General features: G+C 54.8%; 14 protein-coding genes. 10 read left to right on the plus strand and 4 right to left on the minus strand.

Going from position 1 to position 13,404, the window contains the following annotated elements:
* The first annotated feature begins 26 nt into the window (after positions 1-26).
* Entirely contained in the window at positions 27-1,061 is a 1,035-nt protein-coding gene (dctP, locus tag KIH26_RS15785) for a TRAP transporter substrate-binding protein DctP (RefSeq protein ID WP_213446753.1), read from the plus strand.
* Entirely contained in the window at positions 1,042-1,509 is a 468-nt protein-coding gene (locus tag KIH26_RS15790) for a MarR family winged helix-turn-helix transcriptional regulator (RefSeq protein ID WP_213446650.1), read from the plus strand. The genes dctP and KIH26_RS15790 overlap by 20 nt, the downstream gene beginning before the upstream one ends.
* Here KIH26_RS15790 and KIH26_RS15795 read toward each other — a convergent pair.
* Positions 1,506-2,276 (minus strand): cupin domain-containing protein, encoded by a 771-nt coding sequence (locus KIH26_RS15795; RefSeq protein ID WP_213446651.1) that lies wholly within the window; start codon positions 2,274-2,276, stop codon positions 1,506-1,508. The genes KIH26_RS15790 and KIH26_RS15795 overlap by 4 nt on opposite strands.
* 105 nt (positions 2,277-2,381) lie before the next feature.
* Here KIH26_RS15795 and KIH26_RS15800 point away from each other — a divergent pair, with 105 nt between their 5' ends.
* Both KIH26_RS15800 and KIH26_RS15805 read left to right on the plus strand, forming a co-directional pair.
* Entirely contained in the window at positions 2,382-2,777 is a 396-nt protein-coding gene (locus KIH26_RS15800; protein WP_213446652.1) for a hypothetical protein, read from the plus strand.
* Between the two features lie 83 nt (positions 2,778-2,860).
* Positions 2,861-3,826 (plus strand): Bug family tripartite tricarboxylate transporter substrate binding protein, encoded by a 966-nt coding sequence (locus tag KIH26_RS15805; protein WP_249661440.1) that lies wholly within the window; start codon positions 2,861-2,863, stop codon positions 3,824-3,826.
* A 14-nt stretch (positions 3,827-3,840) separates the two neighbouring features.
* On the opposite strand, the gene KIH26_RS15810 is transcribed toward KIH26_RS15805, so the two are convergent.
* Together KIH26_RS15810 and KIH26_RS15815 are read right to left on the minus strand one after the other, a co-directional pair.
* Entirely contained in the window at positions 3,841-4,149 is a 309-nt protein-coding gene (locus KIH26_RS15810; RefSeq protein WP_213446654.1) for a DUF1840 domain-containing protein, read from the minus strand.
* The gene (locus tag KIH26_RS15815) at positions 4,149-4,844 is read right to left on the minus strand and encodes a hypothetical protein (RefSeq protein ID WP_213446655.1); all 696 of its coding nucleotides are present in this window, start codon (positions 4,842-4,844) and stop codon (positions 4,149-4,151) included. The genes KIH26_RS15810 and KIH26_RS15815 overlap by 1 nt, the downstream gene beginning before the upstream one ends.
* Before the next feature lie 176 nt (positions 4,845-5,020).
* On the opposite strand from KIH26_RS15815, the gene KIH26_RS15820 reads away from it, so the two are divergent.
* The 6 genes from KIH26_RS15820 (at position 5,021) to KIH26_RS15845 (ending at position 12,373) form a co-directional block, all read left to right on the plus strand.
* Entirely contained in the window at positions 5,021-7,432 is a 2,412-nt protein-coding gene (locus tag KIH26_RS15820; RefSeq protein WP_213446656.1) for a bifunctional salicylyl-CoA 5-hydroxylase/oxidoreductase, read from the plus strand.
* A gap of 9 nt (positions 7,433-7,441) precedes the next feature.
* Positions 7,442-7,927: a MarR family winged helix-turn-helix transcriptional regulator gene (locus tag KIH26_RS15825; protein ID WP_213446657.1), complete on the plus strand. Its 486-nt coding sequence runs from the start codon at positions 7,442-7,444 to the stop codon at positions 7,925-7,927.
* Between the two features lie 5 nt (positions 7,928-7,932).
* Complete coding sequence (locus tag KIH26_RS15830) at positions 7,933-8,787, plus strand: enoyl-CoA hydratase family protein (protein ID WP_213446658.1); 855 nt, start codon at positions 7,933-7,935, stop codon at positions 8,785-8,787.
* Between the two features lie 162 nt (positions 8,788-8,949).
* Entirely contained in the window at positions 8,950-10,158 is a 1,209-nt protein-coding gene (locus tag KIH26_RS15835; RefSeq protein WP_213446659.1) for an acyl-CoA dehydrogenase family protein, read from the plus strand.
* Entirely contained in the window at positions 10,158-11,780 is a 1,623-nt protein-coding gene (locus KIH26_RS15840) for an AMP-binding protein (RefSeq protein WP_213446660.1), read from the plus strand. The genes KIH26_RS15835 and KIH26_RS15840 overlap by 1 nt, the downstream gene beginning before the upstream one ends.
* Positions 11,781-11,968: 188 nt before the next feature.
* On the plus strand, positions 11,969-12,373 hold the full coding sequence (locus tag KIH26_RS15845) for a RidA family protein (protein ID WP_213446661.1): 405 nt from the start codon (positions 11,969-11,971) through the stop codon (positions 12,371-12,373).
* A gap of 52 nt (positions 12,374-12,425) precedes the next feature.
* Here the strand turns inward: KIH26_RS15845 and KIH26_RS15850 are convergent, their stop codons facing one another.
* The gene (locus KIH26_RS15850) at positions 12,426-13,364 is read right to left on the minus strand and encodes an EamA family transporter (protein WP_213446662.1); all 939 of its coding nucleotides are present in this window, start codon (positions 13,362-13,364) and stop codon (positions 12,426-12,428) included.
* Between the last annotated feature and the right edge of the window lie 40 nt (positions 13,365-13,404).

The following is a 13,404-nucleotide window of genomic DNA, read 5'->3' on the forward strand; positions in this document are numbered from 1 at the left end:
TTTCTTTCATGAAGGAGACTGTGATGATTAAGCGTCGTTCTATTCTGTCTGTGGCGGCCAAATCGGCTGCTGTGCTGTCGGTGGGCACACCGACTTACCTTTTTGCGCAAAACGCCTACAAAGCGGAATATAAGATGTCCACTGTGGTGCCGCCAGCCTTTGCATGGGGCAAGGGCGGTGAGATTTTCGCCAACCTCGTGCGCGAGCGCACCAGTGGCCGTATAAATATCAAGCAATACCCTGGCTCATCGCTGGTACAAGGCGATCAAACTCGTGAGTTCTCGGCCATGCGCCAGGGCATCATCGACGTGCTCTGCGGCGCACCGGTGAACTGGAGCGGTACCGTACGTGAACTCTCGCCCTTCATCCTGCCCTTCTTGATTCCTGATCACAAAGCCTGGGATCGTGTGATGGCTTCGCCTGTGATTACAGGTGAATACTTTGATCTGGTACGCAAAGCAGGCGCAGAGCCGCTGGCGATTGGTGAAACGGGTTATCGCCAGATCAGCAACAGCCAGCGCCCGATTCTCAAGCCTGATGATATGAAGGGCCTGAAGATTCGCGTGGTCGGCAGCCCGATGTATGGCGACGTGATGACGAGCATGGGCGCGAATCCCACCTTCATGAGCTGGGCAGATGCTCAGCCCGCGCTGGCATCCAAGGCGGTAGATGGGCAAGAGAACCCTCTGGAGGTGTTCCTCGCTGCCAAAGTACACAACCTCGGTCAAAAGTTTGTCACCAAATGGAATTATTCCAACGATATTTTGCTGTTTGCGATCGCCAATCCTGTGTGGTCCAGCTGGAGCGCGCAAGATCAGAAGATCGTGCGTGAGGCAGGCGTTGATGCGGCCAAGCAGCAAACACAGCTGGCGCGTGATTTGTTTAACAGCGATGTGGAAAAAGTTCGCGCTGTGGGCGTGAATGTGCATGTACCCACACCTGCTGAAATGAACGAATGGCAAATCGCGGCTCGCCGCGTGTATGCTCGCTGGAAAGCTCAGATCAATCCGAATTTGATCAGCAAAATTGAAGCGATCGTCGATGCCAGCCGCAAAGCCTGATAACCCAAAAACTTCTCTCCACCCTCGCCTGCCAGTTGACAGCTCGGTTTTCTTCAAGCTCGTGAGGGTGGTCAATCTCACGGCTCGACCTTTTCATGAAGGAGTTAGTCGTGAACACCATCTCTCGCTTAACGATTGGCGGGTCATGGTGGTGCTGGCTTCGCATGCGCAATTGGCGGCTACCGAAGTAGCGGATTTTTGTGGACTCGACAAAATGTCTGTGAGCCGCGCAATTGCTGCGCTGGCCAAAGCGGGGCGTATTGTGAAGGCGCCAGATACACAAGATCAGCGCCGCACCTTACTCTCGCTCAGTCCGTCAGGTAAACGGCTTTACAGCAAGATCGGCACACGCGCCATGAAACGCGAGGCTGAGCTATTCGCTGATTTCGGTCAGCAAGATTTGCAACGACTGGATGCCCTGCTCGATCAGTTATTAGAAGCGCTCTAGTAGCCCAGCAGTGCGTCAGGTGCACCGATAGGTGGTGCTTCTGCCCACACCAATAGCTGTGCGCCAAAAGGGCTGTTGATCGTGACGTTAGCCTGTGCTTCGCACACAACAAAACAGTTGGCATGCGCGACTTGCTCGTTGATCAGGAGATTACCGCCACGCACCCAAAATTCTGTGAGCGCGCTGACTCGAAAACTGAAACTTGTACCTGGGCGAATATTCAGTTGCTGCATACGGTGGTTACTAGCCGTACCTGCGTAGTCAAAAATCATTTGACGGCTAACGCCCTCGATACCTGTGGCCTGCACAGCGAGCTCATCCACACGCACATTGATTTCAGGTGGCACTTCAGGAGCAGGATTTTGAAATTCTGCGCTGTAGGAGCCCGTATGCACGCCACTGATGGCGCTGTTGGGCGGATAAGAAACGCGTCCCTCCAAGCGTGACACCAAAACGGTACGCTGATATGCAATCGCATCATGCGTTGCGCCACACAAGTTGATGCCAGCTTGGTGCAAACCGATGCTGCCGTGATAATCAGATAAACCACCGTTTATCACAAAACTTGTTGCTACGCCCTGATGCTGATGCAAACCACTACGAGTATCCGCATCAAATCTGACTAGCCCCAAGAACTGTCCTTGAGCATCATCGTTTCGAACAGGCTTGAGCAGCAAACCCGGATTGGATGTGACCTGCCAAGGCACAGCATTCATATCAAAGATGGAAACTTGCGCTTTCGCTACTGTGGTGTATAGAGCTTGCATACCGATATCGTAACGAACGTTACGACCCTTGTGTTTCGGGTATTCCAGTAGAAAGCTGGGGTGTTTACTGATGTGCGGCAAGCTAAGCAGAGCCACACTTAGCTCATGCTGCGAATTGTTGACTCCATCACACAACTCAGCCCAAATGATGCAGGATGCATCGCTGTGAGCGGCTCTCATGGCGGGATGAGTTCGGCTGGCTTTGCGGCCGCAGCACGGCCATTGCTGAGCATCTTTAATGATGCTGGCATTGGCAAAGATGGTGCAGGTGTTTCAGGCCTGGCTTGGCTGCAAACTCAGGGCTTGGCCGCTTGCGCTGTAGCACATACGAGCGCGTGCATTGGCGCGGCGCAAAGCACTTTGGATGAGGGTGTCATCAGCCATGCCAACGATCTAGCGGTTGAGCTGGGTGTCCGCCTAGGGCAAACCTGTAAGCAGGCCATCGCACATTTACCGCACACTGGCAACACTTCCACCAAGAACCATGGAGACAAGCGATGAGCTCATTTTTTCAATCTTTTTTTGAACAAAAACAGCCTATAGCCGGCATTGATACTGCGCGACGTGCTAGTATTTTTATAGCAATGACTGGAGCAGCTCTAATCGGCTCGCAGAGCGCAGCGTATGCACAGGCGTGGCCTAGCAAGCCGGTGCGTATCGTCGTGCCCTTTGCTGCAGGCGGCACGACCGACATCCTCGCGCGTGCAATTGCGCCCGAGTTGCAAAAAGCGTTTGGGCAATCTTTCATCGTCGAAAACCGTGCAGGCGCGGGTGGCAATCTGGGCACGGAAGTGGTGGCCAAGAGCAACGACGGCCATACGATTTTGATGGGCACGGTGGGCACACAAGCCATCAACAAAGCGCTTTATCCCACGCTTGCTTTTGATCCTGTGAAAGATTTTGCGCCCATCACTGTGGTGGCCTATGTGCCTAATGTGATGGTGATGAATGCGGACAAAGCTCGCTCCCTCAATATCAACTCTGTGCCCGATTTCATCCGCTACGCTCAAGCGAATCCCGGCAAACTGAACATGGCCTCCAGCGGCAACGGCACCTCGATCCATCTTGCCGGCGAGCTTTTCAAAAGCATGAGCGGTACTTTCATGGTGCATTTTCCGTATCGCGGCTCAGGCCCGGCATTGCTGGATATGGTGAGCGGCAACATGGATGTGATGTTTGACAACTTGCCTTCCGCTCTACCGCAAATCAAGGCGGGCAAACTCAAAGCGCTGGCTGTCACCAGCAGCGCGCGCTCCAGCGCCTTGCCTGATGCTCCCACGGTCAGTGAAGCCGGCGGTGCAATGATGCGAGGCTTTGAAGCCAGCAGTTGGTTTGGCCTGCTCGCCCCAGCGTCCATGCCTGCCGCTCAAGTGCAGCGCTTGCAGCAGGAGACGGCGAAGGCTTTGGAGCGTCCAGAAGTGAAAGAAAGATTGGTTGCACAAGGCGCATTGCCCGGTGGCAACAGCCCCGCAGATTTTGCCAAGCACATTGATGCGGAAATCGCCAAATGGGCGAAGGTGGTGAAGGTTTCAGGCGCTAAAGTGGACTGAACCACCCCCACCCATCAAACGCCCCAAGTGATCGGCGTTTCTTCTTTCAAGCTGCGTTCGATCAAGCTCACCAACGGCCAAGCACGGGTGCGCAAACTGATGCGCTGGCGAACTGTGTCCTCGTCTTCATCCTCGGCATCGGCGGCGGCCTGCTCGTCTTGCGCAATCGCCGCTTGCAGCGCAGCTTTGGCAGCAAGCATCTGTTCTGGCAACAGAATGCCTTGGGCTTGCGGGCCCTTGCCGATAATGCCCAGCACCTGACGGCCTGTGGGCTCGAGCATGATCACATCTGCGCCCGCCTTGGATTTGAATTTGTAGAGCATCAGCGTTGGCCTTGATCTACAGCAGGCAAATCTTCGCTGAGCTTGAACGGGCGAGTGTTTGCAAAACCTGTGGCGGCTGATTCTGTGTTTAAAAAATCAGGGCTATGAACTGGCATGGTTTCGCTGAATCCTGAGCTTGGAGAAGGCAAAGTAGCGCTCGCATCCAAGCCGGTGATCACTGATGGAAAGCTGGTTGAAATTGCCGCCAACTCATTGCGTAACCTGTCGTAGGCTACAGCGCGTGCTTTTACTTTTTCTGGCTTCCAACTATCGTTACCAGAAAGCTCATCATGCGGGCATCCAGCATCGGGCAAGATGCGCCACAGCACTGCACGCACGGCGCGTGCCACATTCACATCGTCTTCGCGAATCCTCTTCAAAGCTTGCTGCTCAAAGGCGCTGGATTGCGCCCAGAGTTGCTCATCCCAAATACGCAAGCTCACCTGCAGCTGGAAATAGGCTTTCTCGTCGTCGGAGATCGTGACAACCTCATAACTCATCCAATTCGATGGAATACCAAACGCAGCGGCCGTGCGCACAGCCGCTGCGTGAACCAACTCGCGCGCAGCTCGCACATTTTGCTGATCAGCGCTGATGGGCACAGGCTTGCCCTCAACATCATAAAAACCTGTGGAATGCGAAGGCGAGTCAAGATCACGCGGCGCATTGCTGAGGAATCGATTGAGCCAGTTCACTGTAAATACTCTTGAGTTGTTGATGTGCGAGTCATTGTAGTGATACGCCACCGTCTGTCAGCCCTTGAGCTGACGAGCGGACACCTCGCTCACTTCAACAGCCATCCCCGCACCCCAAATCAGCTTGCTCTGCGGGTTATTTGACAAACAGATAGTTTAGGTTTAAATTATTCATAATGTCTGAAAACAACCCTCTCTCCTCACAGCTCACCATTCTTTGCATCGGCGGCGGCCCCAGCGGCTTGTATTTCGCGCTGCTGATGAAAAAGCGTTTCCCAGCCATGCGTGTGATCGTGGCTGAGCGCAATCGGCCCTTTGACACCTTCGGCTGGGGCGTGGTGCTCTCGGATCAAACTTTGGGCAATTTGAAAACCGCCGATCCCGAGAGCGCGCAGCTCATTGGCGATGCGTTCAACCATTGGGACGATATCGAGGTCTTCTTCAAAGGCCGCAGCATGCGCTCCACAGGCCATGGCTTTTGCGGCATTGGCAGAAAACATCTGCTCAATATCTTGCAAGAGCGCTGCCAAGCGCTTGGCGTGGAGCTGGTGTTTGAAACCGATGTGCAGGATGACCAGGCGCTTGCTGCGCAATACGGCGCAGATTTGGTGATTGCCAGCGATGGCCTGAACAGTCGGATTCGCACGCGCTACGCCGCCACTTATCAGCCCGATATCGACACACGCCGCTGCCGCTTTGTTTGGCTGGGCACGAAGAAGACCTTTGATGCATTCACCTTCGCGTTTGAAAAGACAGAGCACGGTTGGTTTGCCGCGCATGCCTACAAATTCAACGAAGACACCTCGACCTTCATCGTAGAAACACCGCATGAGGTGTGGAAGGCGCATGGCTTGGATGCGATGGAGCAGCCAGAAGCCATTGCGTTTTGCGAAAAACTCTTTGCTAAGTATTTAGATGGCAATGCCCTCATGAGCAATGCCAGCCATTTGCGTGGCAGCGCGATCTGGATACAGTTTCCGCGCGTGGTTTGCGGCAATTGGGTGCACGAGGAAACGGTTGCTGGCAAGAATGTACCCATCGTGCTCATGGGAGATGCTGCGCACACGGCGCACTTCTCCATTGGCTCGGGCACCAAGCTGGCGCTGGAAGATGCAATTGATTTGGCCGACGAGTTTGTTTTATATGGAAAAACGGCCAATCGCCCGCAAGAAATAAGCGCAAACAGCTATGCTTTTGATAGTGAATCGATTTCTAAGATTTTGCAAGCCTATCAAGCCCGCCGCAGCGTGGAAGTGCTGAAAATTCAAAACGCAGCGCGAAATTCCACCGAGTGGTTTGAGAATGTGGAGCGCTATGCAGGCATGGAAGTCGAGCAGTTTTATTACAGCCTGCTCACCCGCAGCCAGCGCATCAGCCACGACAACCTGCGTGTACGCGATGCGAAATGGTTGCTCGGGTATGAGAGCTGGTTTGGCAAACGCCCTAACGCAAAGCATCCCGTATTACCGATGCTCACACCCTTCAAGATGCGCGAGGTGCAGCTGAAAAATCGCATCGTTGTGAGCCCCATGGCCACCTACAGCGCAGTCGATGGCATCTTGCAAGATTTCCATCTCGTGCACCTGGGCGCGCGCGCTTTAGGCGGCGCAGCGCTCGTGATGGTGGAGATGACTTCGCCCACGATGGACGGAAGAATCACGCCCGCTTGCCCGGTACTAGAGAATGATGCGCAACAAGCCGCGCTCGCTCGCATTGCACAATTTTTTAAAGCCAGCAGTGGCGCGAAATTAGGATTACAGCTCGGCCACAGCGGCCCCAAAGGCTCCACGCAACTCGGCTGGGAAACGACAGACGAGCCTTTAACCACTGGCAATTGGCCATTGATCGCCGCAAGCGCCGTGCCCTATGGCGAGCAAAACCAAATTCCTAAAGCGATGACCCGCGCTGATATGGATCGCATCACAGCCGCCTTCGTGGAAAGCACACGCCGCGCCCAAGCCGCAGGCATTGACTGGCTAGAGCTGCACTGCGCCCACGGCTATTTGCTCTCTAGCTTCATCTGCCCGCTCACTAATAAACGTAGCGATGAATACGGTGGTAGCTTAGAAAACCGCTGTCGCTATCCGCTCGAAGTGTTCAAAGCCATTCGAGCCGCATGGCCGCAAGGCAAGCCGATCAGCGTGCGCATCTCCGCACACGATTGGGCTGAAGGTGGCAACACGGATGCCGATGCGGTAGAAATCGCGCGCCTCTTCCAAGCCGCTGGCGCAGACATGATCGACGTCTCCAGCGGCCAAACCACCCGCGCCGCCAAGCCGATCTATGGCCGCATGTATCAAACGCCATTCGCAGACCGCATCCGCAATGAAATCGGCATCGCCACGATTGCCGTCGGTGCAATCACCGAGGCTGATCATGCCAACAGCATCATCGCCGCAGGCCGCGCAGACCTCTGCGCCATTGCTCGCCCGCATTTGGCAGATCCAGCATGGACGCTGCACGCCGCTGCACAGCAGCAAAGCCGCGATGTGGAATGGCCACTGCCCTACATCAGTGGCCGCGATCAGATGTACCGCGAAATCGCCAAAGCTCGAGCCATCCAAGAAGCGCTGGATGCAACACATTGAGGGACACACATGGATCTAGAAGCCCGCCTCCATACTGATCATGCCGACGAGCTGCGCCTGTGGCTGCGCATGCTCACTTGTACGCAACTGATCGAGCGCAACATCCGCGCCGCACTGCGTGAAAAATTCGACACCACGCTCCCGCGTTTCGACTTGATGGCGCAGTTGGAGCGTGCGCCGCAAGGACTGAAGATGAACGAGTTATCTCGTCGCTTGATGGTCACAGGTGGCAATATCACGGGCATCACTGATCAGCTCGTCAACGAAGGGCTTGTGGAGCGAATGAGCGTGGAAGGCGATCGCCGCGCCTATCTCGTGAAGCTCACACCCGCAGGCCACGCAAGCTTCGAAGCCATGGCGCGCGAGCACGAAACCTGGATCACACAAGCCTTCGCCGGCCTCGGTGAAAAAGACATGACGCAACTGCACAAGCTCCTAGGCCGCGTGAAAGACAGCGCTGTGGCCATGAACTTGATGACCGATACACCTGCATAAAAATCATGAAGCACTACATCTCTGCCAATAATCCGATGCGCCCGCAATTCTCTGCGCAGCAATCTTATACAGCCAAGCATTTTTCTTATGCTTTCGACGCAGGCATTGCGACGATCACACTCAATCGCCCTGACAAGAAGAATCCGCTGACTTTTGATTCCTACGGCGAGCTGCGCGATCTCTTCCGCAATTTCGTTTACGCCACCGATGTGAAAGCAGTCGTGTTCACCGGCAGCGGCGGCAATTTCTGCAGTGGCGGCGATGTGCATGAAATCATTGGTCCGCTCACCAAGATGAGCATGCCCGAGATGCTGGAATTCACCCGCATGACGGGCGACTTAGTGAAAGCCATCAAGGCTTGCCCCCAGCCAGTGATTGCCGCGATTGACGGTATCTGCGCAGGCGCAGGCGCGATGATCGCACTCGCTGCGGATATGCGCCTAGGCACACCGAATGCAAAGACCGCCTTCCTCTTCACCCGCGTCGGTCTCGCAGGCGCAGACATGGGCGCATGCGCCTTGCTCCCCCGCATGATCGGCCAAGGCCGTGCCTCTGAATTGCTCTTCACTGGCCGCGCGATGACAGCGCAAGAGGGTTTGAATTGGGGTTTCTTCAATGCACTGCATGACAGCGCAGATCTGGGCGCTGCTGCCAACAAGCTGGCGGTGTCTCTGGCAGAAGGCCCAACATTCGCTCACGGCATGACGAAAACCATGCTGCATCAAGAATGGGCGATGACGATTGATCAAGCGATTGAGGCAGAAGCTCAGGCGCAGGCGATTTGCATGAAGACAGGCGATTTCACGCGGGCTTATGAGGCTTTCGTGGCCAAGCAGAAACCTGTTTTTGCAGGGGATTGAGATGAATACATTCAACGGCGCTTTTGAACGCAAAAGACGCAAAAACTTCGCAGAAGTCGCAAAAAAGAAACAGCCAAATTTTGCTTTTTTCTTCTGCGACTTCTGCGTAACTTCTGCGTCTTTTGCATTCAAAAGGAACGGTTTGTTCGCCGAGGCAGCATCATGAATCTACGCGCCTCCACCAAACATTTAAGCCTGCCCTTCTTCGAAGCGCAGCACAAAGAAATCGGCAATTGCCTTGCCGATTGGTTGCCCAAGCAGAACATTGACGAAAGCGATGATCGCGCCGCTTGCAAGGCATGGGTGAAGCTGTTGGGCGCGAATCAGTGGTTGCGCTACTGCGTGCCTGCTGCACACGGCGGAGCATTTGAAAAAATTGATTCCCGTTCGCTGGTAATCCTGCGAGAAAACCTTGCCTTCCATTCCGCGCTGGCAGATTTCGCCTTCGCCATGCAAGGCTTAGGCAGTGGATCAATCTCGCTCGCAGGTTCGCCTGAGCTGCAGAAAAACTATCTGCCGCAAGTGGCGCGTGGCGAAAAGATTGCGGCCTTTGCACTTTCTGAGCCCGATGCAGGTAGCGATGTAGCTGCTATGAATACAGTAGCAGTCCACGCAGATTCTGCGCCGGTAAGTGGCCATTTTTCTTATGAAATCAATGGGAAAAAGACTTGGATCAGCAATGGCGGTATCGCGGATTTTTACTGCGTCTTTGCCAAGACCGATATGCAAATGGGCTCGCGCGGTATCAGCGCATTTGTGATGGATGCGAATACGAAGGGCTTGGATGACAGCGAGCATATCGACGTGATCGCGCCGCATCCGCTGGCGCTCTTGAAGTTTGATGCTTGCAAAGTGCCGGGCAGCCAAATGCTTGGCGAAGAGAATGCGGGCTTCAAGCTGGCGATGGCTACTCTAGATATCTTCCGCCCCTCAGTTGCAGCGGCAGCTTTGGGCTTTGCGCGCCGAGCGCTGCACGAAGCACGCGAGTATGCGCAAGGTCGCAAAATGTTTGGCAAGACTTTGGCTGATCAACAAATCACCCAAGCCAAGCTCGGCGAGATGGCTGCGCTCATTGATGCGGGCGCTGTGCTCACTTATCGCGCTGCTTGGATGCGCGATGTAGCCTTGGCATCTGGCGAAGCATCACGAGAAGACTACACAGCCGCCGCTGCCATGGCCAAGATGGTGGCCACCGAGAATGCCAACAAAGTGATCGATATGGCGCTGCAAATGCATGGCGGCATGGGCGTGAAGGTGGGAACACATATCGAAGCGCTCTACCGCGACATTCGCGCGCTGCGCATCTACGAAGGTGCGACGGAAGTGCAACAACTCATTTTGGGCAAGTCTGTTCTCACAGGGGTGATCTGATGAAATCTGTGCAAACCGATTCATTCGTACGCGATCAACTGCCGCCACCAGAGGCTTGGCCGCAGTACCGTTTTGATCGCCCGGAGTTGCAGTTTCCAGATCAGCTCAATGCGGTAGAGCATTTGCTGGATCACGCAGTCAGCAAAAAGGGCTTTGCGAGCAATGTGATGCTGCGCTCCGTGCAGCGCAACTTCACTTACACCGAGGCGCAAGGCGTGGTTAATCGCATTGCGGCGTATTTGATCGAGGATTGCAAACTCATCCCCGGCAATCGCGTGTTGCTGCGCGGCCCTAATTCCATCGGTATGGCTCTGTGTTGGCTCGCTGTGGTGAAAGCTGGTTTAGTAGCCGTGGCCACGATGCCGCTGCTACGTGCAAAAGAATTGTCAGAGATCATCACCAAAGCTCGGCCTTCTCTCGCTCTGTGCGATGGGCAATGGCTTGCTGAACTGGAAGCAGCACAACAGCAAAGCTCTTCACCCATGCAGCGTGTGATCTGCTTCAACTCTGAAGGCGCGCAAGATTTAGGACAACTCTACGCGAGCAAAAGTGGTGAGTTCACAGCCTGCCCCACACTCGCCACCGATGTGGCTATGATGGCTTTCACCAGCGGCACCACAGGCTTGCCCAAAGCCGCCGTGCATTTGCACCGCGATCTGCTCGCTGCCTGCGAATGCTGGCCACGCCATGTGTTGCAAGCCAAGCCCACCGACATCATCATCGGCTCGCCACCTCTGGCTTTCACCTTTGGCCTAGGCGGCCTGCTGCTCTTTCCCATGTGGGCCGGTGCAAGCGTGTATTTTCACGACAAAGCTTACACACCGGAAATCATGGTGGATGTGATCAACAACATCAAAGCCACCATCAGCTACACCGCTCCTACTTTCTACCGACAGATGGCCGCCTTCGCCAAAGCCAAAGGCGTGAAGAGCTTGCGCATCAGCGTGAGCGCGGGCGAAGGCTTGCCCGATGCCACGCGCCAACTTTGGAAAGAAGCCAGTGGGCTAGAAATGCTCGATGGCATTGGCGCAACCGAGATGTTTCACATCTTCATCTCCAGCGCGGGGGCAGACATCAAGCGTGGCGCGATCGGTAAAGTCGTCCCCGGCTACACCGCCAAAGTGGTGGATGACGAAGGCAATGAACTCCCACGCGGCAAAGTGGGCAAACTCGCCGTCATCGGCCCCACAGGTTGCAAATACTTCGCCGATGAACGCCAAAAGAACTATGTGAAAAACGGCTGGAACTACCCCGGCGATGCCTTCATGCAGGATGTTGATGGCTATTTCTTCTTCCAAGCTCGAGCAGACGACATGATCATCAGCGCCGGCTACAACATCGGTGGCCCCGAGGTAGAAGACTGCTTGCTCAAACATCCCGCAGTCGCCGAATGCGGCGTGATCGGCGCACCTGACGAAGAGCGCGGCATGGTGGTGAAAGCTGTTCTTATATTGAAGAATGGTTTTGCAGGCGACGAGGCCATGGTGAAGACGCTACAAGAGCACGTCAAAACCAATCTCGCGCCTTACAAATACCCAAGACAAATCGAATTCCGCACTTCCTTGCCTCGCACTGAAACGGGTAAGTTGCAGCGGTTTAAGTTAAGGTCTTTGGCGAGCTGACCAAAAGAACGCAAAAGACGCAAAAATTCGCAGAAGCCGCAGAAAAAACCATGTCTTTTCCTATCGCTGCTCAAGCAATTCTTTGTCAATCGATCACCCTTCTTTCTACTATTTTGCGTCTTCTGCGCATTTTTGCGTCTTTTGCGTTCTCCTCTTAGCCTCGTACATACGTCTCAAGAAAGTACAAAATGCATCAACTCCTCCAACCCCCAGATTGGGCGCCTGCAAAAGGTTATGCCAACGGTATGGCCGTGACGCTCACCGCTGGCAGCCAGCTCATCTTCACCGGCGGGCAAATCGGCTGGAATGCGCAGCAGCAGTTTGAGAGCGATGATTTCATTGCGCAAACCAAGCAAGCGTTACTCAATGTGTTAGCGATTTTGAAAGAAGCTGGCGCAGCGCCAGAGCACATGACGCGCATGACTTGGTACATCATCGATTGCGATGAATACAACGCACGCTTGCGCGAACTCGGTGGTGTTTACCGCGAAGTGATGGGAAAGAACTTTCCGGCGATGAGCTGTGTGGGCGTGGCGCGCTTGGTGGAGAAGCGCGCCAAAGTGGAGATTGAAGTCACGGCTGTGAAGCCTTGAGCCATCTAGCGCAAACCGATTGCTATTGAATTCGTAGCATCTCGCGCACAATTTAATTGGCCAGACGGCCTTTTTGGCTTATAAATTTTGCACCAAAAAGCACAATGATCAATGCAGCACCCACGCAGGCCACGCCCGCCCATTGCCATGCGCTCACGCTCTCGCCCAAGAGCAACATACCTGCAGCGATACCAACGACGGGCACACCCAAGCTGAGTGGCGCGACGCGATTGGCCGCATGGCGCTTGAGCAAATTCGTCCACATCGCGTAGGCCGCAATCGTAGCAATCCAGCCCAGATAGGCAGCAGCCGCCCAAGCCGTCCACGGCGCTTGTATGAGGCTTTCAATCACAGCTGGCACGCTGCCCGTATCGAGCGCGGCAGAGAGCAAGACGAATGGAATGATCGGCACAGCAGAACTCCACACCACAAAGGCTAATGCGTCATAGCCTGGAGCGGCTTGCTGCGCTTTGCGCGCAACGATATTTGATGCCGCCCACGAGGCAGCTGCACATAAATTCAACGCGAAAGAAAGCACGGTCACGCCTGATTGCAGCGTCGAGCCGGTGATGAAGTGCATCGCAAAGCACATCAACGCCAATGCCGCCATAGCTAAGCCTACAAGCTGCGCACGATTCAAACGCTCTTGCAAAAACAACAGCCCAAACAGCGCCGTAAAAAACACCTGCGTTTGCATCAACACCGAAGCCAATGATGCGGTCATGCCCAACTTCAAAGCGGTGAATAAGAAACCAAATTGCCCAATGCCCTGCGCCACGCCATACAGCAGCACCCAGCGCCAAGGCAGGCCGCGCGGACGGATGAAGAGCAGCAGTGGAAAGGCCGCCAACAAATAGCGCGCCGCCCCCATCTGAAACGGCGTCCAGCTAGCCAAGCCCCATTTCATCACCACAAAATTCAAGCCCCAGCTGACCACAATGAACAAGGCAAACGCGCTGTCACGCGCGGAAAAGCTGGGTGGTGAAGTCATGCATCGATTGTGGCGCAAAGTTGTTCTCGCCCCGTCTTGT

It is taken from the genome of Variovorax sp. PCZ-1 (assembly GCF_018413605.1).
Classification (GTDB): domain Bacteria; phylum Pseudomonadota; class Gammaproteobacteria; order Burkholderiales; family Burkholderiaceae_C; genus JANMDU01.

Excerpts from the sequence above, each read along its gene's own strand:
- KIH26_RS15790 (WP_213446650.1), top strand. The coding sequence starts at position 1,042 with ATGCCAGCCGCAAAGCCTGATAACCCAAAAACTTCTCTCCACCCTCGC.
- KIH26_RS15795 (WP_213446651.1), bottom strand. The coding sequence starts at position 2,276 with ATGCAAGCTCTATACACCACAGTAGCGAAAGCGCAAGTTTCCATCTTT.
- KIH26_RS15800 (WP_213446652.1), top strand. The coding sequence starts at position 2,382 with ATGCTGCGAATTGTTGACTCCATCACACAACTCAGCCCAAATGATGCA.
- KIH26_RS15805 (WP_249661440.1), top strand. The coding sequence starts at position 2,861 with ATGACTGGAGCAGCTCTAATCGGCTCGCAGAGCGCAGCGTATGCACAG.
- KIH26_RS15810 (WP_213446654.1), bottom strand. The coding sequence starts at position 4,149 with ATGCTCTACAAATTCAAATCCAAGGCGGGCGCAGATGTGATCATGCTC.
- KIH26_RS15820 (WP_213446656.1), top strand. The coding sequence starts at position 5,021 with ATGTCTGAAAACAACCCTCTCTCCTCACAGCTCACCATTCTTTGCATC.
- KIH26_RS15825 (WP_213446657.1), top strand. The coding sequence starts at position 7,442 with ATGGATCTAGAAGCCCGCCTCCATACTGATCATGCCGACGAGCTGCGC.
- KIH26_RS15830 (WP_213446658.1), top strand. The coding sequence starts at position 7,933 with ATGAAGCACTACATCTCTGCCAATAATCCGATGCGCCCGCAATTCTCT.
- KIH26_RS15835 (WP_213446659.1), top strand. The coding sequence starts at position 8,950 with ATGAATCTACGCGCCTCCACCAAACATTTAAGCCTGCCCTTCTTCGAA.
- KIH26_RS15840 (WP_213446660.1), top strand. The coding sequence starts at position 10,158 with ATGAAATCTGTGCAAACCGATTCATTCGTACGCGATCAACTGCCGCCA.
- KIH26_RS15845 (WP_213446661.1), top strand. The coding sequence starts at position 11,969 with ATGCATCAACTCCTCCAACCCCCAGATTGGGCGCCTGCAAAAGGTTAT.
- KIH26_RS15850 (WP_213446662.1), bottom strand. The coding sequence starts at position 13,364 with ATGACTTCACCACCCAGCTTTTCCGCGCGTGACAGCGCGTTTGCCTTG.